Origin of the sequence: Micromonospora sp. H33 (assembly GCF_052068455.1) — a bacterium.
Lineage (GTDB): Bacteria > Actinomycetota > Actinomycetes > Mycobacteriales > Micromonosporaceae > Micromonospora.
On the sequence record NZ_JBQHDE010000007.1, the window covers coordinates 141,356 to 165,777 of the forward strand.

The window sequence follows — 24,422 nt, forward strand, 5'->3', positions numbered from 1 at the left end:
CTCCACCGTGGACGGTAACGAGGACTTCCGGCGGTTTCTGGAGCTGCTGCTGGCCGACATCACCGCCGCCGGCTGGTTCGACCCGGACGCGGCGGGCTCCTCGGCGTCGCTGACCGACGACGTGATCCCGCCGCACCGCGTCACCCTGCCCCCGTCGGGTGGGGACGGCGGCGGTGACCCGCCCGACGGTGGTGGTGCCGATGGCGGGAGCGGGTCGTCTCTGCTGCGGCAGGCGTTGGCGACGGTGCTCGCCGACGGCGGCACCGCCACGCTGGGGCGCGCCAGCTCACCTGCGGTGCGTGCGCTACTGGACCCTGCGGCGCGCGACGAGGTGCGACGTACGGTGAGCGCCGTCGTCGCCGCGACGGACGCGTACCGGAGCGAGCTGGACGCCGCCGTACCGGCCGACGCGCCGCACGACATGGTGCTCGCGGTGCTGCTGTCGCTGCTACACGGCCCGGCGTGGGGCGCCGCCCTGATCCGGCTGCACGCGCTGCTCGCCTGGTACGAGCGGACGATCGCGCTCGGCGTGGTGATCACCGCCGAGCGGTTGGGCCGCCGCGACTCGGAGCCAGGCTTGTTCCGCGACCTGACCGGGGCGGTGCGGCTGGGCCGCAACCGGCTCAGCACCGCAGTACGCGCCCTCGTCGACGCCACCGTCCACGTGCCGCACACCCACCAGGCGCTGGTGGAACGGCAGCTCACCATGCTCGCCAGCCGGCGGGCCGACTGGCAGCGGCGACAGCTGGTGGCGCGGCTGGCCGGGGTGGCACCACCGTCGCCGGCCGACCTGGAGGCTTACCGGCGGCTGCGGGCGCTGACCCGCCGCCGGACCGACATGGAGGTGGTGCTGAGCGCCGACCGGGCGGAACGGGAGCGGCTGCGCCGGCAAGCCGGCTCCTCCGCGGAGACCCGTGAGGCCCGTTCCGCTGCCCGGGCCCGGCTGCGGGTGCTCTGGCCCCAGATTCAGGAGCAGCAGCAGGAACTCGCGACGATGAACCGCGAGATCGGCAGCCTCCGCCGTACGCTCAGCGGCGCGACGATGAGCCGGATCGCGGCGTACCAGGACGCCGAACGCCGCGGGATCCGGGACGACGAGGCCCGCCAGGAACGCGACGCCCTGCTGCGGCGCATGGACCAGGAACTCACGTCGCTGACGAGCCACCGGCTGGCGGTCGCCGACGAGACCGGCCGCTGGCAGCGGTACGAGCTGCTGCTGGAGCGGCTGCTGAAGAACAGCCACAACCTCGGCCTGGAGCTGTTCATGGACTCGTTCCTGAAGGTCAGCTCGTCGGTGGAGCGGCGCCGCGACATCGGGATCTCGGCACATACCACCGGCCAGGTGCACTGGCTGAGCTACCCCGGCCACGGCGACAACGCCGTCGACTGGAACTGCGACGCCGGCCTGCCGCTGCTGCTCTCCGCGCCGCAGGAGTTCCGGCTCCCCGAGCGGTTCCGTGCCACCCCGCAAGACGCGGCGGCGTACCACCTGGTGGGTGGCAGCGCGGTGGTCGAGGCGCGCGCGTCCGACGACCTCCAGGACATCTTCGGCAAGATCGCGTACGGCCTGCTCGGCCGGCAGGGGTCGCAGGAGACGGAGCTGGGGGCGCTGCTGCGCGCGCACGGCGACGACGAGATCGCCCCGGCCGAGGTGCTCACCCGTTCGTCCAGCGGCAGCGAGGTGTCCCGGCTGCTCACCGGCCTGGTCGCCCGCAACCTCACCCCGATCGACAACGCCGCCGCCTTCGACGCGCTGCGCGCGGGGATCGTCCGGGACCTGGAAGCCGGGGTGGTGCGTGCCCGCGGCCTGCCGGTGGGGACGGTGCTGTTCCGCCGGGATCGGCTGCACGCCGACTCGGGCGCGTTCGGGCTGGGTCGTATCGTCACCCCCCACATCACGGTGGGCGAGCTGCTCACCTCGGTACGGGAGCTGCTCTCCAGCGACAGCAGCTCCGTCTACGACACCGAACGGCGCAGGTTGGTCAACCGGATCTGGCAGCTGCTGCTGTGGCTGCGCTCGGCCGGCGCCGACGACCACCGGCGCGCGGCCTCGGTGTCGGTGGGCCACGTCTACCGCGGCAGCACGCCCGACGAGCTGACGGTACGGGTCTACTACTCCCACATGTACGACATCGCGGTACGCGCCGGCACCCCGGTCAGTGTCGGCGACCGGCTCGGGCTCACCGGCTCCACCGGCAACGCGGTCAACTCCCACGTACACATCGAGATCTTCCTGTACCGGGGCCGCAGCCAGCTCGGCGCCTGCCTACCCCACGAGTTCTTCCCGCCCACGCCATAGCTTGATCTTCAACCTGTGCGGCGCGGGCGGCGCCGGTTTCTCCCAGGGGCGGAGGTCGGCGGTGGCAGAGGCCGCATGCCTCCGAGCAGCCTCGGCTACGGTCGAGCGTGTGCCCACAAACGAACTCCGGCACCGGGTCGGGTCGGCCCGGGTGGCCCGGCTGGCCACCGTCGGGGCCGACGGTCGTCCACACCTGGTGGCGGTGTCCTTCGTCCTGCTCGGGGATGTCGTCTACCACGCCGTCGACGAGAAGCCCAAGCGCCACCGGCAGCTACGCCGGCTGGAGAACATCCGGGCGACGGGGCACGCCTGCCTGCTCATCGACGAGTACGACGAAGACTGGTCGAAGCTGTGGTGGATCCGGTTGGACGGACACGGCCGGTTGGTGGACGACCCGGCGGAGGAGGACCGGGCTCTAGCCGCACTGGCTGCGAAGTATCCGCAGTATGTCGAGCGGCCACCAGCCGGGCCGGTCGTCGCGGTCAGGGTGACCGCCTGGTCGGCGTGGTCGGCGGAAGGAGCAATGGACCCGGCCGGGTGAGGTAGCGGAAGCGCGCCGTCCGGAGGCGTCAGTGAGTCGGGGCGAGGGCGTCGAGCACCTCGTCGGCCCGTCGCAGCGACGCCTGGGCACCGACCCGGGGTGAGCCGATCTCGGGATCGAAGTTGAGGTCGACGAACAGTTCCGTGACGCCAGCCTCGGCGAGTCTGGCCAGATCCGACCGGATCTGTTCGAGCGTGCCGGTGAGCGGCTCGCGATCGGCAGTGCCGGCCGCCCGTACTCGGACGGCGCCCCGGCAGACGAACCGCAACAGCCGGGGATCGCGCCCGGCGTCCGCCGCGGCGGCCTTGACCGTCGCGACCGCCGCGCCAATGCCCCGCAGGTCGGCCTGACTACCACTGACCCAGCCGTCGGCGAGCCGGCCCGCCCGGCGCAGCGCCGGAGGTGCTGCGCCGCCGAGCAAGATCGGCGGGTGCGGTCGCTGCACCGGCTTCGGCTCCATCCGCGTCGGCGGGACCTGGTAGAACTCGCCGCGATGCGCCACGACGTCGTCCTGCCAGAGGGAGCGAAGGACAGCGAGGAACTCCGCAGCACGCGAGCCCCGCCGGTGCTTGCTCGCACCCGTCGCCTGATACTCCTCATCCGACCAGCCCAGACCGAGTCCGACGTCGAGCCGTCCACCGGTGAGGATGTCGAGAGTCGCGGTCTGCTTCGCCAGCACCACCGGTGAGTGGAACGGCATGTTGAGCACCGCCACGCCAAGCCGGATCCGCGTGGTGTGGGCCGCGAGGAACGCCAGCGTGGTCAGCGGGTCCTGAACACTGTGGTATGTCTCGCTCCAGCCCAGGTCGGCCGGGACCAGCAGGCGCTGGAACGTCCACAGCGAGTGGTATCCGAGCTGCTCAGCCCGGCGGGCGACGTGGATCATGTTCTCCGGCGTCGCCCACGAGCCGGAGACGGGCGGGGCGAATCCAATCTCCACCCCGGGCACGGTACCCAGTCCTGCCCCGGTCCGGCGCCGCAAACCGGCAACACCGACCGGTCAGCGCGGTGCCGGCCACCCTGCCGACCAGCAACCACACCACGAACCAGTCGAGCCACGGTGCGGCAATCAGTAACGACCGGTGTCCCGCACCGGACGTGTATCCGGGCCTAGAGGGCCAGGTGCCGGGCGCCCCGTCCGGCACGGGTGGCGCGTATGGCCGATGCCTGGGCGGGTACGACAGGGGTATATCCGCAGGTAGGGACCTGACGCGGCGGGGGTGAGCATGGGACGTTACGACGACGAGGTGGCCGGGCTGGCATGGCCGCTGGCCGACCCGGGTGACCTGGACGTGCTGCTGGATCGGATCGGGGACGCCCGGGTGGTGATGCTCGGCGAGGCGAGCCACGGCACGCACGAGTTCTACACCTGGCGCGCGGCGATCAGCCGGCGGCTGATCGAGGAGAAGGGCTTCTCGTTCGTCGCCGTGGAGGGCGACTGGCCCGACTGCGACCGAGTGGACCGCAGCGTCCGCTGCCAGGCCGCCGCGCCCAGCGACCCGCGGGACGCGCTCGCCACCTTCGAGCGCTGGCCGACCTGGATGTGGGCCAACGAGGAGGTCATCGACTTCACCCGCTGGCTGCGTACCCGCAACGCGGAGGTGGACGAGCCGGACCGCGCCGGGTTCCACGGTCTGGACGTGTACTCGCTGTGGGAGTCGCTGCGGGAGATCATCACCTGGCTGCAGGAGCACGACCCGGAGCAGGTGCCGGCGGCGCTGGCCGCGTACCGCTGCTTCCAGCCGTACGACGAGGACCCGCAGCAGTACGCGCTGGCGACCCGATTCGTGCCGAACAACTGCGAGAACGAGGTGGTGGACCTGCTCGTCGGGCTGCGCGAGCGGGCCGTGGCCGACGGCGCTGGCCGCTTCGAGGCCTGGCAGAACGCCGAGATCGTCGCCGGGGCCGAGCGCTACTACCGGACGATGGCGCGCGGTGGCCGGGAGTCGTGGAACGTCCGCGACCGGCACATGGACGACACCCTCGACCGGCTGCTGCGGCACTACGGGCCGGGGTCGAAGGCGGTCGTCTGGGCACACAACACCCACGTCGGGGACGCCCGCGCCACCGACATGACCGACGCCGGAGAGGTCAACATCGGCCAGCTCGCCCGGCAGCGGTACGGTCCGGACCGGGTCGTGTTGGTCGGCTTCGGCACCCACCACGGCACGGTGATGGCCGGTGACGCCTGGGGCGCGCCGATGGAGGTGATGCCGGTGCCGCCGGGCCGCCGGCACTCCCTGGAGGAGGCCCTGCACGCCGCGCCGGCGCAGGCCCTGTTCGTCTTCCCGGGCGACGGCAAGCCCGATGTGCTCACCGACGAGCTCGACCACCGGGCGATCGGAGTCGTCTACCACCCCGAGCGGGAGAGCTTCGGCAACTACGTACCGACGGTGCTCGGCGACCGCTACGACGCCTTCTGCTGGATCGACGAGACCCGGGCGGTCCGACCGCTACGCGTGCGGCCCACCAGCCTGGCCGAGCCCGGGACGTACCCATCCGGCGCCTGACGGCGGCGCTGTCACATCCGCTCCAGCGTTCGGCTGCCGGGCGGGCCCGCGTCTATCCACTCCGGAGTGACGGGGCGGCGATCCCTGGCGCGGGCCCTGTACGGTATGACGCACCCTGGCAGAACCGCCCGGCACCTCTCGGCTCCGGGCACGTGACATCTGACGTGAGGGCGCGCATGACGGCCGCCGACTTCGGCGTCGACCCGACCACCGCGACCAGCCCGGAGCAGTACGTCATGCTGCTGCGTCGCGTCCGCGACCAGTCCGGCCTCGCCTACCGCGAGACTGCCCGCCGCGCGCAGCGCAACGGGGACGTGCTGCCGGCGAGCACCCTGGCGACGATGCTGGGCCGGTCGACGCTGCCCCGCCGCGATCTGGTGTCGGCCCTGCTGCGAGCCTGCGATGTGCCGGACGACCGCGCGGCGGCGTGGCTGGCGGTGTGGGGCCGACTGGCCGCCGCCCGCCCGGCGGCGAGGCCCCCGGCCACACGCGGACGCCCATCAAGCCAGCCGGGACACTCCCCGGTCGGGCCAGCCACCCGCACCACCGGTCCGAGCGGTCCGGTCGCCGCGCCGGGCACTGAGGGCATCGGGCCGACATCCCACACGGAGGGCTCCGCCGCCCTACGCCTGATCCCTGCAGGCGGCGGGATCGGGTCGGCCGGCCCGGAACGGGGACGGGCCGACGCGTCCGGCGGGGGGCGGGACCGGGCCGTGTTGCGTGGGTTGCCGTGGCCGACCGTCGACGAGGTGCGGCCGGTAGAAGGCGGGTCAGGGGCACCGGTTCCGTATCAACTGCCACCGGCGCCGCCCCTGATGGTCGGCCGCTCGGCGGAAATCGGCCGACTGCTCTCGTCGACCGAGGCCGACGCCGCGGTGTGCCTGGTCGAAGGAGCCGGCGGTGTCGGCAAGTCGGCGCTCGCCCTGCATGTCGCGCACCGGATCGTCGGGCGTTACGACGGGGGCTGCCTCTACGCGGACCTGCGCGGGGCCACCGCCGGCATCGCGGCGGCCGAGCCTGCGGACGTGTTGGGCCGGTTCCTGCGGGCGCTGGGCGTGCCCGCCGTCCCCGCCTCGCTCGACGAGGCGTCGGCGTTGCTGCGCACGTGGACCGCCGAACGGGGTGTGCTCGTTGTACTGGACAACGCCGCGTCGGCGGCGCAGGTCCGACCGCTCCTGTCCAGCGGGCCTGGGTGCACCACGATCATCACGAGCCGGTGGAAGCTCCCTGACCTGGACACCACGGCCCGGGTCCGCCTCGATCCGTTACCCGACGACGCGGCGCTCGCCCTGCTCACCGGGCTCACCGGCGCCCAACGCGTGCAGGCGGAGCCAGCCGCCGCCGCGACGGTGGTCCGCCGGTGCGGCGGGTTGCCGCTGGCGTTGCGAATCGTCGGCGCCCGCGCCGCGGCCCGGCCGGACGCCTCGCTCACCGGTCTCGCCGAGCGGATGGACGACGAGGGCCTGCGGCTGGACGTCCTGGAGGTCGGTGACCTGTCCGTACGGACCAGCCTGCACGTGGGCTACCAGGCGTTCGGGGACTCGCCGCAGGGCGCACGCCAGCAGGCGGGCCGGCTCTTCCGGCTCGCCGCGCTGCCGGACTGGACGCATTTCACGCCGTACGGCTGCGCGGCGCTGGCCGATCTGCCGGTCACCGCCGCGGAGCGGGCGCTGGACGCGTTGGTCGACGCGCACCTGATCGAGTCGGCCGGTGGCGGCCGATACCGGTTCCATGACATCGTCCGGCTCTACGGCCGGGAGCGGGCGCAGGCGGTGGACGACCCGCCACACCGCGAGGAGGCCCTCGGCCGCTTGACCGCGTGGCTGCTCGCGGCCACCACCCGCGCTGCCCGGTTGCTCTACCCGCACGACCGGTTCGGCATCGACGAGCCGGCTGGCCCGGCGCACCCCGGCCCACCACTCGGCAACACCGCCGACGCTTGGGCCTGGTTCGAGCGGGAGCACACCAACCTGTTGCTGATAGCCCGCCAACAGACGGCGGCCGGACGCTCCCTCACCGAGGTCCGCGACCTGGCCCTGGTAGCAGCCAAGTTCCTCGACTACGCCGGATACATTGCCGAGCAGCAGCAGTTCGGCCACCTCGCCGTCACGGCGGCGACCCGACTTGACGACCGTTCCGGCGCGGCGTCCGGGCTCAACATCGTCGCAGTCGCGCTTCTGCGCCAGGGGCGGCTCGACGAGGCGATCCCGTTGCTGGAGCGGTGCCTGGCCGTCCATCGCGACCTCGGCGACCGGAGCCGGGAGGCCGCCGTCCTGAACAACCTCGGAAACGCCCTGCGCGACAGCGGCGACCTGACCGGCGCCCTACACCACCTGCAGGCCGCGCTTGTCGTCCGGCGACAACTCGGCCATCGGCACAAGGAAGGGTTGGTGCTCGACAACCTGGCCCTGGTGTACCAGCGCCTCGGCGACTACTCCCGGGCCATCGCCTGTCACGAGGCGGGACGCGCCGTCGCCGATAGCGGCACCGATCCGTTACGCGAGGCCCAGGCGCTGGTCAACTTCGCCGAGACGCTGGAGGCCTCCGGCGACCACCGGGCGGCGATCGCCCGCGCAGCGGAGTCGCTGGAGGTCTGCCGACGCTACGAGCACCAGCGGGGCATCGGCTTGGCGCTGCAGGTGCTGGGCAACGCCCATGCGGGCCTCGGACACCGCGCCGTGGCGCGCCGGCACTGGCGGGAGGCCCTGGACCGGCTCGACGGGCTGGATCCGCAGGCGTGCACCCGGCTCCGCGCCGCCCTGGCGCCAGCCACGACCCCCGACCCCCTGACCCCTCACTGACGGCAGCGCCATTCCTGGCGTGCCGAAGCCACCCCAGGACGCCCCCTCCCCGCCGACGCCGTCCGGCGCGACGTACGTCGAGCGATTGCTGGGCGGGTGGTCGCCTCGTCAGCAGCGTATCCGTGGTGCCAGCCGGACGGCGGCGGGGCCGTTTCGGTCCAGGTAGGTCGACTCGGCGAAGGCCAGGAAGCGTTCCGCGTCGGTCGCGGTCGAGGCCAGACCGAAGGAGACGCGTACCGCCCCGCCGGTCGGCAGCCGCAGCGTGGCGAGGTGCTGGTCGATCGTCTCGGCGTGCGCGAGGAGCGTACGGCGCAGGGAGTCCCGGCTGATCCCGAAGGCGGCCTCGGCCGCGCCCGGGTTGCAGAAGCATCCCGTACGGAGGGCGAAGCCGGCCGCCGACGATTCGAGCGCGACGAGCCGCTCGTCAACGAGCGAGCCGTCCGGGTAGCGGAAGTTGAACGCCACGGTGCCACCTCGAGCATCGCCCGTCGGCGGCCCGTAGACCCGGACCAGCGGCCGGCCGTTCCGGTGCCGCAACGCGGTCAGCTGCTCCAGCAGCCACCCGGTGAGCAGGCCGACCCGGGTGTGGACGAGGTCGACGCCGATCGAGTCGAGCCAGCCCAGCCCGAACTCCACATCGGGGATGCTGAGGAAGTTGAGCGTGCCGTCCTCGAACCCCGACTCGTCCTCCATCGGCTGGTGCCAGTCGCCCTGGACGCTGACCGCCCGGATGGTGCCACCCGCGAACCAGGGGCGGCGCAGCCGGGTCAGCGCGTCGCGCCGGGCGAGCAGCGCCCCCACGCCGGTGGGGTAGCCGAAGAGCTTGTACCAGCTCAGGCAGACGAAATCCGGCCGGACGACGCTCAGGTCCAGCCGGTTCGTCGGGGCGAATGCGGCGGCGTCGAGCAGCACGTCGTACCCGTGCTGCTGGGCCAGGTCCACCCACCCCAGCGGATGCTGCACCCCGGTGAAGTTGCTCTGTGCCGGGTATGCGAAAAGCCCCAGGGTGCCGGACCTGCGCCACCGGAGACGGTCAGCCAGCCCCCTTCGGCCGGCGGCCAGCGCGGCGATCACGTCAGATTCGGCGACCCGCAGCTCGGGCCCGGCCAGCGGCACGTAGCGGACCGGCGCGCGGGCGGCGCGGGCGTACTCCCGGATGCCGTTGACGGAGTTGTGGTTGTCCCAGGTCAGCACGAGCGGGCAGCCGCGGCCGAAGCCGTACGCCTCGCCCACGAGGCGGCAGGCGCCACTGGCGTTCGGGGTGAAGATGACGACGTACTCGCTTGGGTCGGCGCGGAAGAAGTCGAGCACCGCGCGCCGGGCCGACTCGACCAGTGAACCGGCCGCCTCGGAGGTGTGGTTCTCCGAGTGCGGATTGCTGTACAGGCCCGAGACCAACCGGCCGTGGTGGGCGACGATCTGTGCCCGTGCGGCCACCCCGGCCCCCGCGTAGTCGAGGTATACCTGGCCGTCGCGGTCGAGGTGCCGATACTCGGTGGCGCGCAGCTCGTCGATCCGGGCGGTGCTCGCGTACGCGGCGGTCGCCGCGATACGTACGCCGGCCTGTGCTGCGGACGTGTGCTTCTCGGTTGTCATGTGGGGTGCGGCCAACCCGGTCGGTGGGTTGAGCCGTCGGCCCGCGCCCCTCGAAGATCGCATATCGTCGGCGTCACGTGGCTGTCGCAGTCTGGCGGGAGGCGGAAGCGCCACCGGGCGGTCCATCGTGGCCATGTCCCGGTCGGCCGGACCGGCTCAGGGCGCGCCGGTCGAGTTTGCCGTTGGGTAGGGTGGGCAACCGCTCCACCCGCTCGAACACGGTGGGAACGGCCACGGCGGGCAGCCGGTCCAGCAGGTGCGCGCGCAAGGCTCTCTGATCCACCGGTTCGGCGGAGACGACGAACGCGACACCCTGGTAAGGGACCGCGACGCCGGCTAGGAGCACCGCCGGGTGGGACATCAGGGCGTGTTCGATCTCGGCCGGTTCGATCCGCATGCCGCCGATCTTGAGCTGCTCGTCGATGCGTCCGTGGTATCGGAGCAGGCCGTCCGTGCCCATGATGACCCGGTCGCCGGTGCGGTACACCGGCGCTCCGGACACCACCCCGGGTGAGGAGATGCACAGCTCGCCGTCGTCGATCGAGATCGTTGTGCCGGGGATCGGACGGCCGATGGGTACCGGGTCCTCTCCCGCCGCGCACCTGTGCACAGTGCTCCAGACCGTGCACTCGGTGGGACCGTACTCGTTGTAGAGCGCCGCGTGCGGCGTTCGCTCGTAGTGCAGGTCGACCAGGCCGGGTGGGCAGCTCTCCCCGGCCACGATCACGGTGGTCAGGCTGCGCACCGGCGAACGCAACACCAGCCGGTACAAGGACGGCACCATCAGCGTATGGGTGGGCCGGTGCGCGGCGCCGGCCCGGACCAGCGCCCTCACGTCGAACGGCCGGTCGCTTGGGATTACCAGTGTGCCCCCGGTGCACAGCGTCCAGTAGATGCCCACCACGGAACTGTCGAACGAAATCGACGAGCACAGCAGGAACCGCTCCGGCGGGAGACCGTAGTACTCCAGCCGGGCGCCGGTCGAGTAGCTCAGCGCCGCCCGCGACACGGTGACGGCCTTCGGCACGCCGGTCGAGCCGCTGGTGAACATCGTGTAGGCGTCGGGCCCGTCCCGCCAGTGGGAGGGGGCCGGGCGCAGCGACGCCAGCAGCCTCTCGGTCAGTGCGACGCGCGCACCGCTGCCCGCGGCCATCAGTTCCCGGCGGGTCACCGGGAAGGCCGCGTCGATCGGGACATACCGCGCTCCCGCCCGCAGTACGCCGAGCATGGCCACGATGGCCCAGCGCGACAGCCGGGTGTGCACGATCACCGGCTCCCCGACGGCCACTCCCCGCTGTTCGAGATAGGCCGCGACCGCGCCGCTCAAACCGTCCAGGTCCGCGTACGTCAGGGCCTGCTCGGGATCCACCACGGCCAGCGCCTCCCGGCGGGAGCGCAGCTGAGCGGCCAGTGCATCGGGGATCAACGCCGCCTCCCCACGACCGGCATCCGCTTGATTCCGCCCAGCCAGGTCGACCGCACGCGCTCGACCTCGCCGGCAGGCTCGAAGGACGCGAAGGTGGCGAACAGTTCCTCGAAGAAGATGCGCAACGTCAGCCTGGCGACGGCCGCCCCCAGGCAGTAGTGCCGCCCGTCCCCGAAGGCCAGATGCCGGTTCGGGTGGCGGTCCATGTCCAGCGTGTTGGCACCGGGAAAGATGGTCTCGTCACGGTTCGCCGACCCGAGCCACACCACGACGGCGTCGCCCGCCGCGATCCGTACCCCGCCGAGGGTGGTGTCCCGCGTCGCCAACCGCATGAAGTGCCCGGCCGGCGAGGTGAACCGCAGCGCCTCCTCCACCGCGCGGTCGACCCGCTCGGGTCGCCGGGCCCAGTCCTCGTAACGTCCGCGGCGGATCAGCTCGGCCAGGGCCGCGCGGGGCACGTGCGGGATGGCGGCGCTGCCGCCGAGGAGCAGGCTGTAGCAGTTGGCCACGACCGCGCCCGGGCGCAGCGGCATGGACCCCAGGACGTCCACCAGGTCCCCGCGCGGGCGCCGCCGGTGCTCGAGCACCAGGTTGAGCAGGTACGCGAACAGCTCCCGGTGCCCGCGGTCGAGGGTCGCGGACGGCCCGTCCGGCAGCATGACGTCCGGATCGTGCTCGGCCACCGACATGGACACCCACCGGGCCAGGGCGGGCCAGTCCGCGGCCGGGACGCCCATCAGCGGCCCCAGGAAGGCCAGCGGCAGGGCGGAGGTGAGCTCGGCGAAGTCGAAGACGCCGCTGGTGGGGCGGAGTATCGACCGTACGAAGGAACGGATGGCCGGCGCGTGCCGTGCCACCGCGCGCGTGGTCATCTGGCGTTGCAGCGGCCCGCGGATGAGGCCGTGCCGCGGCGGGTCGGTCGCCGCGAACTGCTGGTTCTGCGCCGGCTCCGGCCGGCCGAGCATGTTGAGCATCACGCCACCGGTGGAGGTGAACCTGGCATGGTCGGTCAGGACGGTTCTGGCGTCGGCGTAGCGGGTGACCGCCCAGAAGCCCAACGTGCCCTCGACCGGCTGCCAGCGGACGGGTCCCCACCGGCGCAGCATCCGCCACACCGCATGCGGATCGCAGGTGCCGTAAAGGGCGGGGTCGGCGAGTTCGACCCCGCCCGGGGGTCGGATGTGGCCACACGGCGGGGTTCTCATGCGGCGAGTACCTCATCGACCAACTCGGCGATGGTCGGCTTGAGGAACAGCACGGCGGCGTCGACCTCGACACCGAGCCGCTCGTAGATGTCCATCAGCAGGTCGGCGGCCAGCAGCGAGTCGCCGCCGAGGGCGAAGAAGTTGTCCTCTACGCCGACCGGCGTGATGTTCAGCTTCTCGCTCCACAGCCGGGTCATCATCGACTCAAGCTCGGTTCGCGTCGGCATGGATCCCCTCCCATCTGTCGATAAACCGAGTCACCAGGGCACGCATCTCGGCCTCCCGGTACGAGCGGCGGTACCGCAGGCAGGCGGTGTAGCCGCCGCCCGCACCCGGCTCAAGCCAGAACGCCAGCCCGTTGACGGGCAGCACCGGCCCGCCCAGCCCGAGTCCGGGAGGGATCGTCAGCGGCTCGATCCCGGCGCCGTCCGGCACCTGGATGACCTCGAACTGGGCCAGACTCGGTCCGCCGTGGGCGAACAGCGCATCGGCCTGCGGCACCGCGTCCAGCAGCACCGGAAACGGGATCTCGTGCGCGTACGCCTCGGCGAACGCGCGGTGTACCGGGCCCACCGCCGGCGTGCCGAGCCGCACCGGTAGCACGTTCATGTACAGCCCCACGGTGTCCCAGTCGGACCGCTGCCGGCCATGGGTCAACACCGGAATGACGGCCTCGCCGTGGCACAGCGGACCGAGGGCACGCGCGAACGCGGTGAGCAGGACGACGAACGGCGTGCTGCGCATGGTCCGGGCGACCGCTGCCGCCTGCTCCTGGGTGATGCCGCTCGACGTCCTGATCTCGGCCGTGCCGGCCTCGCCACCCGTACCCGGGGCCAGGGCTGGCACGTCGGCGAGCATCCGGTGCCAGAACGGCACGGACCGGGCCACCCGTCCGGGAGCGTGAGTGGACACGCTGTCGTGGTAGGAGGGTGCCCGGCCGGTCCTCGGCCTCAGCACCTCGCGGAGCAGCAGCCGCATCGACCACGGGTCGGACACGGTGTGGTGCGCGACGAGCAGCAACTCGGGACCGGCCAGGTAGGCCCAGAGCAGGCACCGCGCGTCGGGCGGGTACCGGCCCGCGGCGGCCGCCGCCCACACGTCATCGACCGTACGCAGCGGGACCGGCCCCTCCCCCAGTACGGGGTGCCGGGCGACGGCCGCATCGAGGGCTCGCCGCAGCGCAGCATGGTCGGGCTCCACCGGCAGCCGGATCCCACCCAGCGCGACGAACCGGTCGGCGTCCGCCGGCCCGCCCGCCCAGGACAGGATGCGCTGCCCGAACGGCTGGTCATCCACGTCGTCCTCCTCCCGTGGCCTTCCCGGCCATGTCGATGGGCACCGGCCCGCGCGGCGCCGAAATCTCCGTCGGCTGCGCGTCGTCCGGCGCGGTGGCGTCCTCCGGCAGGTCACGCCCGAGCCGGAGGGGCGAGAAGTAGAGCAGCAGGCTGGACGCCCACACTCCGGCGGCCGCAATCCACAGCGTCGGCCGTACCCCCAGCCAACTGCCCAGCAGCCCGCCGGCCAGGGCCCCCACCGGCATCACCCCGAAGATCACCCACCGGACCGAGGCCGTCATCCGCCCCAGCAGGTCCGGCGGGCAGACCCGTTGCCGGTAGCTGACTGCCGCCGCGTTGTAGATGGCGAACAGGGCTCCCAGGCCCGCCATGCCGGCCGTGTAGGCGAGCGCACCCCAACCGGGCTGGGCGGCCGGTACGAGCAGCACCGTCCAGCCGAGTCCCAGCGGAGCGATCCAGATGATCCGGGCCGTGCCCACCAGGCGCGCCAGCCGCGCGGACAGCAGGCCGCCGCCGATCCCGCCCAGCGTGGTCAGCGCCAACACCACACCGACCATGTGCTCGCTCAGGCGTAGGTCGCGCACCAGGTACAGGATCGCCAGCGCGAAGATCATCTGACTGAACATGTTGAGCGACGCCGAGGCTGCCACCAACCTGGGCATGATCGGGTGGCGGAACACGAAGGACAGTCCGGCGGCCAGCTCGCGGCGGAAGTCCCGCCGCCGCGTCACAGCCGGTGGGTCCTCCGGACGGCGGATCAGCATGAGGGAGACCGCGTTGACCAGGTAGGCGAGCGCGTCGACGCCCACGGTACGCGCCACGCCCAGCGCCGACACCAACGCGCCGCCCGCGCTGTACCCGGCGATCTGCGAGACCGAGTACGTGGTCGCCAGCTTGCCGTTGGCGTCGAGTAGCTGGTTCCCGGCGACGACCGACGGCAGGAAGCTCTGGTGCGCCGTTTCGTACAGCACGGTGCAGACACTGGACAGCAACGCCACGATCCACAGGTGCGCCATCGTGACCCAGCCGGCCCAGGCGCCGGCGGCGACGGTGGCCACCAGCCCGGCCCGCACGAGGTGACAGGCCACCATGACCCGACGTTTGCGCATCCGGTCCACCCACACTCCGGCGGGCAGGGAGAGGAACAGGTAGGCGACCATCCGGGTGGCGCTGAGGATGCCGACCTCCGCGGCGGAGGCGTCCAGGACGGTGACCGCCAACAGCGGGATGGCCAGCAGCGAGACGGCATCACCGACCTCGCTGAGGGTCCGGCCCGACCACAACACCATGAAGTCACGATGTCGCCACAGGTTTCCGCTCATGCCGTGTCCTTGACCGCGCGCAGCAGGAGGTCCGTCATGGCGGTCAGGAAGCGTTCCACGTCGGCGCGACCGTACCCGCTGCGCATCACGCGCAGGGTGAGCTGGACGTGCGGGTACACCCAGGCCACCAGGTAGAAGCTGGCCCCGCTGTATGCGCGGGCCGGGAGCCACTCGAAGCTCCCGGGTACCACCTCGGACGGCACCGGATCGGCGTCGACCGGCGCCGGGATGAACGTGAAGTAGCTGCCATGGTCGAAGTCCTGCGGTGTCACGGCGAACGGGTCGTACACCCCGTGCTGCATGGCGCGCAACGCCGCGACGTTGACCTCGCGGGCCACCGGAGGCAGCCCTCCATCGGGATCGCCGGGGACCAGCAAGGGCACCCACTGGGTCATCGACGACACCAGGCGCCGCACCGCTGGATCCAGCCGGTTCGCGGCCAACTGCCACAGCAGCTGATCCGCCACGCCGGTGGTCGCGGCCAGCGCCTGCGCGTAGACCGCGAGCAGCAGGTTGGGCAGGGTGACCTGCAGGCCCTGTGCCGCGCGGCGGGCCATGCCGTACGGGATACCGGTGTGCGCGCGAGCCCGCACCAGAGGACCCTGGGTCACCGGTACCCGCGGTGCCGCCTCGGCGGTCCGCCGGCGGTACTCGCCGGCCGCGGTCAACCTGGCCCGGAACGCGTCACTGCGCTGGCGTTCGGCCACCTCGCGTGGTGCGGGGGCGTCGTCGAGGGGGTCACCGCGCAGCAAGCTGTGAAAGTCGGACTCCAGGATCCGCACCGCGGCACCATCGGCCGCGATGTGGTGGATCACCAGGTTTACCTGCGGTGACCCGTCGTCGGGAGCACGCACCCAGGCCCGCCACGCCGGCTGGGCGGCCAGGTCGAACGGCTCCCGCACGGACCCTTCGGTGAACTGCACGAGCGGGTCGCGCAGGACCAGCTGCCGAACACCGCCGAGCTCATCCGCCGGGCGGTAGACGGTGCGAAGCGACTCGTGCCGCACCGCCAGCGCGGTGAGAGCGCGCCGCACCTGCTCCACCGTGGTCCCGGCCGGTATCGGCCACACTATGTCCTGATTGGACTCCCACAGCTGCTCTGGTGGGCGCACGGCGAGGGCGTTCCACATGGAGAGCTGGCCCATGGTGAGCGGGTAGGTGCCCTGAATCCGCATGAATCCTCCGGCTTCGCAGGGGTGGGTGGTCACCTTGCGGTGACCACCCACCGTGGTTCGCGTGTTCTCAGTTGGCGCAGTCGCCCTTCCGCATCGCCCACACCTCCTCTCGTCAGAGCCGCCGACTCCCCCGGCTATGTGGTTGGATCCGGAGGCGCGTCGCCGATGTGATGGAGCTTCATGTTCAGGTCCAGCTGACGCCACGCTTGCGGACGCTGCGCATGCGTTTCTCCTCTCCCCTTACGGGGGCGGCCCCGTGCCCGCCCGGTCATCTCAGCGTCGGCGGCCGCTCGCTTCAGCGGTAGGGCTATCGGCGGTCGAGGTCGTTCGAGGTTGTTCGATCGGGACCTCGAACGTCACCGGGGCCTGGGCACGCCGCCGTGGCCACAGCGGTGCGAGAGCGAGGACCGCCACCGCTCCCGACAGTCCGCTGAATCCGATCACCGTGGTGGCCGGCCAACGGTCCGCGGCCAGACCCGCCATGACCATCGCCGTCCCCTGGAGCCCGCTCAGACCAGTGATGGCCACCCCGAACGCGCGTCCCCGGTACTCCGTCGGCACGGCCCGGCCGAACAACGCGTTCAGCGGGATGGCGAAGGCACTCGCAGCGCCGGCCAGCACCAGCAGCAGGAGCACCAGCCACAGTGGAGGAACGAGCCAGACCGCCGCCAGCACCCCGGCGGACAGAGCGGCCAGGGGCAGGATCAGTTGCGCCCGGGCCGCCGGCGGACAGAGCCGGGTGAGGGCCACCCCACCGAGGGCCATCCCCAACGGCGCCGCCGCCAGCAACAGCCCGACGGTGCCGGCGCCGCCGCCGTACTGGCGGGCCAGCGGCGCCATCAGCCCCTCGGCGGCATAGGTGAAAGCGCTGGCCGTCCACAGGACGACCACGTAGGCACGCAACCGGGGATCGGTGCAGATCACCCGCAGGCCGGCAGCCCGGCCTGGGCGGGCCGGACTCAGCGGCGGGCGGGGCGCAGGGCGGGCACCGACGCCGATCATGATCAGAAGCGCGGAGACCATGAACGTGCCGGCGTCCACCAGCAGCGCACCGCGCAGCGACAGCAACGCCACCAGACTCCCCCCGACGGCGAAGCCGACCACCTGCACGACCTGGGCGCAGATGTTGTCCACGCCGTTCGCCACCGCGTAACGGTCACCGTCGAGCACCTCGGGCATCAACGCCGCCCGCGCGGCCACGAACGGCGGCCGCAACAGGTTGACCGTAAAGAGCAACACCACCAGGGCAGGCGCGGCGAGGCCCGGCAGCGCCGCCGCCGGGATGAGCGCCGCGCGAGCAAGGTCGCACACGACCAGGATCCGCCGCCGCGGAAACCGGTCGGCAAGGCCAGACAGCAGCGGCCCGCCCGTGAGCCAGGCCAGGTAGGAACTGGCGTAGGCGGCCGCCGCCAGCGCGGCCGAGCCGGTACCGGTGTAGACGAGGTACGCCACCGTCACGGCCGTGAGCTGGTCACCTGCCAGGGACAGCAGGTACGCCGCGAACAGGTAGCGGTACTCGCGCACCGCGAACACCTCGGAGTACGTCGCGGCGCGCTCGGTCACCCCGCACCCCCGTCCTGCCCACCACCGGCTGCCAGCACGGCGCTCGGTCCAGACCGTATCCGCCCCGGCACCCTCCGGGCCGGGACCAGGCGTTCGGGGCCGTTCGGGGCCGTTCGGGTGGGGCTCAGGCGGCCGGCAGGGCGGCGCCGAGGGGAAGTCCTTGGCGCACCGCGTCCCGTGGGCCGTCTACCGCAACGTGTACATCTTCCCAAGGTCGACATCGACAGCGGCAAGATCGCCAAGGCGTGGGAGTACGCGAACCCGTCGCGTACGCCAAACCTGGGCATCGAGAACTCCGAGGCGGAAGCCGCCGCCCAAACGGGCTGACCCATGTCTTGGGCCCGGAGCCGGCGAACGCCGGCTCCGGGGTGCGGAAGAAGGCAAGGACGCCGGGGCGGGTCCGGGCCACGTCGGCCCGGACCCGCGGCTCACCGGTCACGACCACGGCACCTGCGGAGAGGGGTAGAAGTCGACCTCCTGCAGGCGCCACCGCGGCGCCTGCGCCCCCAGTCGCGTCCGGAACGACTCCCAGTCGTGGCTGGCCGCCGTCGACCAGCCGAGTTCGGCGATCGCGGGCAGGCGCGGGAAGGCCATGTACTCGATGTCGTCCAGGCTGCGTAGCGTCTCCGACCACAGCGGCGCCTCGACGCCGAGGATGGCGTCTTCGCCGACGCCGGTCACGCGGTGTGCCGGATCCCAGCCGTACGCGTCGCGCACCTCGATGTAGCCGGCCCACTGCAGGCCCAGGCGGGTGGTCGCGTCGTACTTCATGTCGAGGTAGGACTTGCTCGCTGGTGACATGACCACCTTGTTGCCCCGGGCGGCGGCCTCGGCCAGATCGGCGTTGGTCGTCCCGGTCCCCCAGAACTGGGCCGCGACGTCGGTCGGCGGGTCGACCTGCATGATCTCGTTCCAGCCCGAGGCGCGCTTGCCGTACTTCGCGACGAGCGGCAGCACGCGCTCCATGAAGGTGCGGTAGTCCTCGTCCGTGGTCGCGTGCGCCTCGTCGCCGCCGATGTGCAGGAACGGCCCGGGCGTGATCTCGGCGACCTCTCGGATGACGTCCTCGACGAACCGGTAGGTCAGTTCGTCGTCGATGCACAGGGAGCTGTAGCCGACCGCCATGTCGGTACGCGGCGGCGGCGCGACCCCGTCGCAGTTGAGCTCGGCGTAGGTGGACTGGGCGGCGTTGGTGTGCCCTGGCATGTCGATTTCGGGAACGACCGTGATGTGCCGCTCGGCGGCGTAGGCGACCACGGTCTTGTAGTCGGCCTTGGTGAGGAACCCGGGTCCGGCGCCGTCGACGCCGGTGCCTGGACCGCCGCCGACCGTGGCGAGCCTTGGCCAGGAGTCGATCTGGATCCGCCATCCCTGGTCGTCGGTCAGATGGAGGTGCAGGTAGTTGATTTTGTACTGGCTGAGCAGGTCCACGTACGCGGTGATCTCGTCGACCGTGTGGAAGTGCCGAGCCAGGTCGAGCATCGCCCCCCGGTACGGGAAGCGCGGGTAGTCCACGATCCGCCCGCCGGGCACCGTCCAGGTGACCCGCTGCCGTTCGGACGCCTCGATCTGGGCGGGCAGCAGCAGGCGCAGCGTCTGCGTGCCGGCGAACAGCCCGGCCGCGGTGTTCGCCCGGATCGTCACGGCCCGGCGGGTGACGTCGAGCTGGTACCCCTCCTGGCCGACGCGTCCGTCCGCACTCCCCATGACCAGGGCGATCTCGGGCAGCGGTGTCGAGCGGACCGGCAGCACCGGCAGCGGGTACCCGGTCGCGGGGCGCAGTGTCTCGGCGAGTTGCCGCCCCACCCGCCAGGCGGCGACCGAGCCGGGCGACGTGCGGATGACGGTCTGCGGGCCGAGCGTGAACGCGCCCCGGGCGTCGGGGCGGGTCTCGACCGGTGCGGGGACCACATCGCTCAGCTGCCGGGCCGGGGCGGCGACGGCCGGGGCTCCCGGGAGGACGAACGGCAGTCCGAGTGCGGCTATGGTCAGCAGCCGCGTCATGGTGTTTCGTCGACGCACGAATACCTCCAGGCTTTCGTCGTCATCGGTGGCGATCGATCCGATCCGCACGCTACCCGGGTCGCATGTCGGCTGTAAACCTTCCTTACAGTGATGGATTCCGACGTCCATCGGGAGGCCGGGGCGCATAAGCCCGCGGAATCGGGCGGCCGGCACCCTCACGGCGGCTGCCCCGTGGCTGCCCGCTCCTTCATGGATGATCGGCGGCCCTCGGCAGCCCGCTGGGCCATGCGGGCGAACACGAACGTGGTGAACTACGCGTCGTCGGCTTCCTGTGCCATCGTCGACGCCTGCGCGTACCACCAGTCACCGTCGGCACGGTCTGAAACACGATCGACAGTCAAGACCTCGCCCGCAGTGACGAGGGGTTGTCGGGCGTCATCGATCGAACCTGCTCACCGGTGGGCCGACGGTGTACGACCGGCAGCACCCGTCTCGCAGGTTTCGACAAGCTTCGCGACGGAAGGAACGAGAAGGTAGACCGGGGAGGTCGCTTCGCGGCGTTTCGGCATCGGCGGCGGGCGCCGGTGATCATGCGGATGGTTGGGTGGCCTCCGGTTCCATCCGCTCGACCCACTGTGCCCGCCAGGCCGGCGGCTCCCAGGGCTCCCCGAAGTAGATGCGCTCGCGGACGACCTTGCCGTCGCGGAACTCCATGATCCCGACGGCCATCACGAGCCGGTCGTCGTACCGGATGGTGTACTCGTTGACCCACAGATCCCCGCAGCCGATGGTCCGGTGCAGCTGGAACTCCTGTCGGGCGGGGTAGCTGGACCTGAAGGCGGTGATGTTGGCCTTGCCGCGGATGCGCTCGCCGCCCTGGGGCCACTCCAGCACCGCGTCGTCGGCGTAGATATCGGAAGCGCGGGCGATGTCGTCGCCCGGCCCGCCGCCGGGTGCGCTGACGTTGGAGGCCTCGAAGTGGGCTTTGATCATCGCCCGTGCCACGGTCTCGTCCATAGCTCAACCTTCCGTCCGCACGGAGGTCTGCGTGTTGGCCTGCGCAACGGACGCTACCACCGGCGGGAGCCGCCGGGCGCGGTACGTCGCGGATGCCCTCCCGGCGGACCGCGCACCGCCGGCGTCGTGGCGGGGCCGCAGCTCTTACTCGTCTGGGCAAGGATTGTTCCTGGTGACAGCCGCACCGGCGAGCGCCGGCCCTGTCGGGATAGTGATCGAAGTCCTTGACTGGGGCGTGTTGACTTGGGTGACGTAGTGACGAGCCGGTCGACCCGGCGAAGGGTGGTTCCCGTGACCGACCGTATCGAGCGAACGGATCCCGCGCCGCCGGCCGCCGTCGACGTCGCAGTCGCCGTCGCCAGGGTTGCGGTCGCCCGCCTCGCCCCCGAGGAACTGGCCGTCTTCGATCCGGTCGCCGCCGCTTGGCGGAGACGGCCCGAGCCGGGCCACTGGTCCGCGCCGGGACGTTCGGTCGGGTTCGGCGTGGAGACGGTCCTCGTCACCGAGGTCGCCCTCCAGGCGGCCGGACAGGCCGTCGCCGAGGTGCTCGTCCTCGGTGGTGCTCTGCTCGGCCGCCGCTGGTGGCGGCGCCGGCGATCCGAGCCGCCGGTGGCGGTCCGGGTCGTCGAGCCCGGCGACGCCGGCCAGCCGCCGCGGTTGGCGCTCACCGCTGAGCAGGCGCGCCGGCTGCGGGACGCCTGCCGCCGGCACGCCACCGCGCTGGGCCTCGACACCGAGCGGGCCACGGTCCTCGCCGACGCCGTGGTGGGCGCCCTGCACGTCGACGCCGGGGCGCGATGACGCCGCCGTCGACGGAGCGGGCCGACCCGGCGACACTCGCCTGGCTGTACGTGCTGGTCGCCGCGTTGACGGCCAGCTTCGGCGCGATGGTCGGCGACCTGTGGTTCCACGCCTACCGGCCGCTCGCCGTCGGGTACGCCGTCGCCCTCACCCGGTGCGACCGGGACTTCCCCGGCTACCCGTTCACCCGGCCGGACCGCGACCTCGCAACGGTAGACGCCTTCCTGGCCTGCATTCGGGACCCGACCCGGGTGCGCGGCTGGGCGATGCTCGCCGGCGCCGCGCTGCTGCTGGCCGGTCTCGCCGTGCTACTGGTGCTGGTACCGCTGGTCGATGCCGCCCGGCTCCGCCGGCACCGGGTCGCGCTGCCGGCCGCGAGGGAGCGCTTCGCCACGCTCTGCGCCGAGGCCGGGCTCACCGGCCGGCGCCGGCCCCGGCTGCTGGTAGCCGGTCCGCCGGTGCGCGAAGCGTTCACCACCGTCCGGCCGGGCGGGCGGCCGTTGGTCGTGCTGCCGGCGGCGGTGGCGGCAGCACACGCCGACCCGGCCCGCTTCGACCCGGTCGTCCGGCACGAGCTGGCGCACGTACGGGCCCGTGACGTGGCCTGGGTCTCGACCGTGCGCGGGCTGCCGTGGGTGGTGCTCCCGGCCGTGCTGGCGGTGGCGGCCCTGCGCCCCGAGGACAACTGGCCGGCCGTCACGCCGGCGCTGCTCCGGTCGCTGATCCTGGTCACGGCGATCGCGCTGCTCGCGGCAGCGCTGCTGCGGCTACGCGAGCATGCCGCCGACCGGCTCGTCGCCGACCCCGCCCCGCTCGCCGCCCTGCTTGCCCGGGCGCCGGCCACTCCGGGACGGGCCGGGCCTCGTCGTCTTCTGCGCCGCGCCCTGGGCCGCCACCCCGATCCCGCGGCGCGGATCGCGGCGCTGGAGGCGCCGGCGGCTGCCTTCGACGGCGGCTTCACCCACGCCATGGTCAGCGCCGTCGTCACCGTGACCGCGATGGGCGCCGCGAGCGGCGTCGCCCACGCGCTGGACACGACCCGTGACGCGTCGGGCCCGGCGGCCGTCGTCGCCGGCCTGCTGTTCGGACTCGGTCTCACGCCGGCGATGGTCCGGCGTGCCGTCGCCGCCCGCCGCGCCGACCGTGCCGGGGTCTGGTGGCGGCCGGTGGCGGGGGCGGCTGTTGGCTTCGTCGCCGGGGCGTTCCTGCTGCCGGTCATCTCGTTGCCCGACGCGGTCGCCTTCCCCGGCGGCACCACCGACCCTGGCACCGCGGCGAGCTACGCCGCCGTGACCGCCGCTGCGGGCACCGCCCTCACCGCGCTCTGCGTCCTCGTCGGACGGCTGCTCGCCGAGGCGGCCCCGTCGGGCGGGACGCGCGACCGCGCGCGACGCGCGATGACCTACCTCGCCGTCGCTGCCGTCGTCGCCCCCGTCGTCTGGGCGGTGCCGGTCGCCGCACAGGCGACCCACTCCCCCCGCAGGCACATCCACGACTGGTTCGTCTTCTTCGTACCGACCGCGTGGTGGTCGCTGTCGGCGCTCGTCCCGCTGGCCCTCACGCTGCTGCTTCGCCGGGGAGCGGGGCGCGACTGGTGGCGGGTGCCGGCGCTGGCAGCCGCCGCCGCGGCGCTCGCCGCCGGCACGGTGGCGGCAAGGCACACCGCCCGGCACCCCGATCCCACGATCCCCGAGCTGATGGCGGTGCTGCAGGACGGGCAGTGGGCGGCTGCACTGGCCGGCTGGGCGGTCCTCGTCGCGCTCGGTGTGCGACGCGGCCGGCACACGATCCCGACCGCGATCGTCGCCGCCTGGACGACGACGGCGGCGGTCGGTGTCGCGCTCTACCTCCAGTCGCTGGTCGCCGGCTATCCACCGGACCTGTGGCGGTTCCGGGCGCACACCGTCGCCCCGCTGGTATGGCTGCTGTACCTGGCGGTGCTGACCACCCCGGTGCTAGCCGCGGTGGCCGCCGTCCGAGGCCGGAGACCCGCGACCACACCCACTCCGCCGGCGGAGGTTCCGGCCGGAGGTCCGGCGCGGGCCGCGCGGAGGTGGGCGGCGCCGCTCGGCGCCGCCAGCGTCGCGCTCGCGCTGGCGCTGCTGGCGAGTGGGCCCGCCGCCGCACTGCTGCGCGCCCCCGGCACCGCCAGGTACGCCGCGGCATCCGCCGGGACCGAATCGCCGTCGCCGGCCGGCGGCCCGCCCACCCCGCAGCCGCCGCGGCCCGGCCAGGGCGCCGACCCGGGCCGGGCCCTGACGAAGGCGGACGCCGACGCGGCGGCCCGGGCGGTCGAGCCGACCCTGCCGGCCCACTGGCTGCCGAAACCGTGGAGCAAGGCGCCGGAGAACCCGATCACCCCCGACAGCTGCCTGCCGTTCGTCCGTAACCACTTCCTGGACGCGCTCAAGCCGCGCGAACGGGTCGACACGGTGGTCCGCTACGAAACCCGACCGGGCCCCGTGCCACTGGCCTCCACCAGCCTCGAGGTCGGGGTCACCTCGTACGCCGAGCCGGTCCCCGCGTCGGTGCTCGACCGGGCCGAGGCAGCACGCGCGGCGTGCCCCCGCTTGGTCACCCGGAGCGAGCTGCCGATCGCCATCGACGTGGCGCCAGGCGCGGCGCCGGGCCTCGGCGAGCAGTCCTGGCGGGCCGACCTGCGGATGTCCGCCACCAGTTCCGGAATGTCGCTGACCGGAACCTCGGCGTACATCCTGGTCCGCGTCGGGCACAACCTGGTCAGCGTGCAGATGACCGCTGTCATGGGGCCGCTGGACGACCACCTGCTCCGCCAGGCGGTGACCCACACCGTGGCCGCCCTATCGACGCCGCCCGCCTCCGTCCCGGCCGCCACGCCATCCCGATAGCCCCCTGGGTTGTCCGCGCCGCACGTCGGCGCCCCAACC

General features: G+C 72.7%; 17 protein-coding genes. 6 read left to right on the forward strand and 11 right to left on the reverse strand.

All coding sequences use genetic code 11. The features are described from left to right. Positions 1 to 7 precede the first annotated feature (7 nt). Together ACTMS0_RS17825 and ACTMS0_RS17830 are read left to right on the forward strand one after the other, a co-directional pair. On the forward strand, positions 8 to 2,299 hold the full coding sequence (locus tag ACTMS0_RS17825; protein ID WP_441156334.1) for a M23 family metallopeptidase: 2,292 nt from the start codon (positions 8 to 10) through the stop codon (positions 2,297 to 2,299). 109 nt (positions 2,300 to 2,408) lie between these two features. Beyond that, a complete protein-coding gene (locus tag ACTMS0_RS17830; RefSeq protein WP_441156335.1) occupies positions 2,409 to 2,840 on the forward strand; it encodes a TIGR03668 family PPOX class F420-dependent oxidoreductase in 432 nt (143 codons plus the stop codon). Positions 2,841 to 2,868: 28 nt separating this feature from the next. Here ACTMS0_RS17830 and ACTMS0_RS17835 read toward each other — a convergent pair whose 3' ends face one another. Then, complete coding sequence (locus ACTMS0_RS17835; RefSeq protein WP_441156336.1) at positions 2,869 to 3,780, reverse strand: TIGR03619 family F420-dependent LLM class oxidoreductase; 912 nt, start codon at positions 3,778 to 3,780, stop codon at positions 2,869 to 2,871. Between the two features lie 286 nt (positions 3,781 to 4,066). On the opposite strand from ACTMS0_RS17835, the gene ACTMS0_RS17840 reads away from it, so the two are divergent. Together ACTMS0_RS17840 and ACTMS0_RS17845 are read left to right on the forward strand one after the other, a co-directional pair. Then, positions 4,067 to 5,350, forward strand: a complete 1,284-nt coding sequence (locus tag ACTMS0_RS17840) for an erythromycin esterase family protein (RefSeq protein WP_441156337.1) — start codon at positions 4,067 to 4,069, stop codon at positions 5,348 to 5,350. Between the two features lie 176 nt (positions 5,351 to 5,526). Beyond that, positions 5,527 to 8,151 (forward strand): tetratricopeptide repeat protein, encoded by a 2,625-nt coding sequence (locus ACTMS0_RS17845; RefSeq protein WP_441156338.1) that lies wholly within the window; start codon positions 5,527 to 5,529, stop codon positions 8,149 to 8,151. Between the two features lie 108 nt (positions 8,152 to 8,259). On the opposite strand, the gene ACTMS0_RS17850 is transcribed toward ACTMS0_RS17845, so the two are convergent. The 10 genes from ACTMS0_RS17850 to ACTMS0_RS17895 form a co-directional block, all read right to left on the reverse strand. Beyond that, positions 8,260 to 9,747, reverse strand: a complete 1,488-nt coding sequence (locus tag ACTMS0_RS17850) for an aminotransferase class V-fold PLP-dependent enzyme (protein WP_441156339.1) — start codon at positions 9,745 to 9,747, stop codon at positions 8,260 to 8,262. A gap of 73 nt (positions 9,748 to 9,820) precedes the next feature. Then, positions 9,821 to 11,173: an amino acid adenylation domain-containing protein gene (locus tag ACTMS0_RS17855; RefSeq protein WP_441156340.1), complete on the reverse strand. Its 1,353-nt coding sequence runs from the start codon at positions 11,171 to 11,173 to the stop codon at positions 9,821 to 9,823. Then, positions 11,170 to 12,378, reverse strand: coding sequence for a cytochrome P450 (locus ACTMS0_RS17860; protein ID WP_441156341.1), 1,209 nt, complete (start codon positions 12,376 to 12,378; stop codon positions 11,170 to 11,172). The genes ACTMS0_RS17855 and ACTMS0_RS17860 overlap by 4 nt, the downstream gene beginning before the upstream one ends. Then, positions 12,375 to 12,605: a phosphopantetheine-binding protein gene (locus ACTMS0_RS17865; protein ID WP_441156342.1), complete on the reverse strand. Its 231-nt coding sequence runs from the start codon at positions 12,603 to 12,605 to the stop codon at positions 12,375 to 12,377. The genes ACTMS0_RS17860 and ACTMS0_RS17865 overlap by 4 nt, the downstream gene beginning before the upstream one ends. Beyond that, complete coding sequence (locus tag ACTMS0_RS17870) at positions 12,583 to 13,674, reverse strand: hypothetical protein (protein WP_441156343.1); 1,092 nt, start codon at positions 13,672 to 13,674, stop codon at positions 12,583 to 12,585. The genes ACTMS0_RS17865 and ACTMS0_RS17870 overlap by 23 nt, the downstream gene beginning before the upstream one ends. Continuing rightward, positions 13,667 to 14,995 carry an MFS transporter gene (locus tag ACTMS0_RS17875; protein WP_441156344.1) on the reverse strand — a complete coding sequence of 443 codons (1,329 nt, stop codon included), beginning with the start codon at positions 14,993 to 14,995 and terminating at the stop codon, positions 13,667 to 13,669. Before ACTMS0_RS17875 ends, ACTMS0_RS17870 begins: the two co-directional genes overlap by 8 nt. Further along, on the reverse strand, positions 14,992 to 16,170 hold the full coding sequence (locus tag ACTMS0_RS17880; RefSeq protein WP_441156345.1) for a condensation domain-containing protein: 1,179 nt from the start codon (positions 16,168 to 16,170) through the stop codon (positions 14,992 to 14,994). The genes ACTMS0_RS17875 and ACTMS0_RS17880 overlap by 4 nt, the downstream gene beginning before the upstream one ends. Positions 16,171 to 16,443: 273 nt before the next feature. Next, positions 16,444 to 17,733 (reverse strand): MFS transporter, encoded by a 1,290-nt coding sequence (locus ACTMS0_RS17885; RefSeq protein ID WP_441156346.1) that lies wholly within the window; start codon positions 17,731 to 17,733, stop codon positions 16,444 to 16,446. A 435-nt stretch (positions 17,734 to 18,168) separates the two neighbouring features. Next, positions 18,169 to 19,755, reverse strand: coding sequence for a beta-N-acetylhexosaminidase (locus tag ACTMS0_RS17890; RefSeq protein ID WP_441156347.1), 1,587 nt, complete (start codon positions 19,753 to 19,755; stop codon positions 18,169 to 18,171). Positions 19,756 to 20,286: 531 nt separating this feature from the next. Further along, positions 20,287 to 20,715: a nuclear transport factor 2 family protein gene (locus tag ACTMS0_RS17895; protein ID WP_441156348.1), complete on the reverse strand. Its 429-nt coding sequence runs from the start codon at positions 20,713 to 20,715 to the stop codon at positions 20,287 to 20,289. 291 nt (positions 20,716 to 21,006) lie between these two features. Here ACTMS0_RS17895 and ACTMS0_RS17900 point away from each other — a divergent pair, with 291 nt between their 5' ends. Beyond that, a complete protein-coding gene (locus tag ACTMS0_RS17900) occupies positions 21,007 to 21,516 on the forward strand; it encodes a hypothetical protein (protein WP_441156349.1) in 510 nt (169 codons plus the stop codon). Next, complete coding sequence (locus ACTMS0_RS17905; protein ID WP_441156350.1) at positions 21,513 to 24,383, forward strand: M48 family metalloprotease; 2,871 nt, start codon at positions 21,513 to 21,515, stop codon at positions 24,381 to 24,383. Before ACTMS0_RS17900 ends, ACTMS0_RS17905 begins: the two co-directional genes overlap by 4 nt. Positions 24,384 to 24,422: the final 39 nt, after the last annotated feature.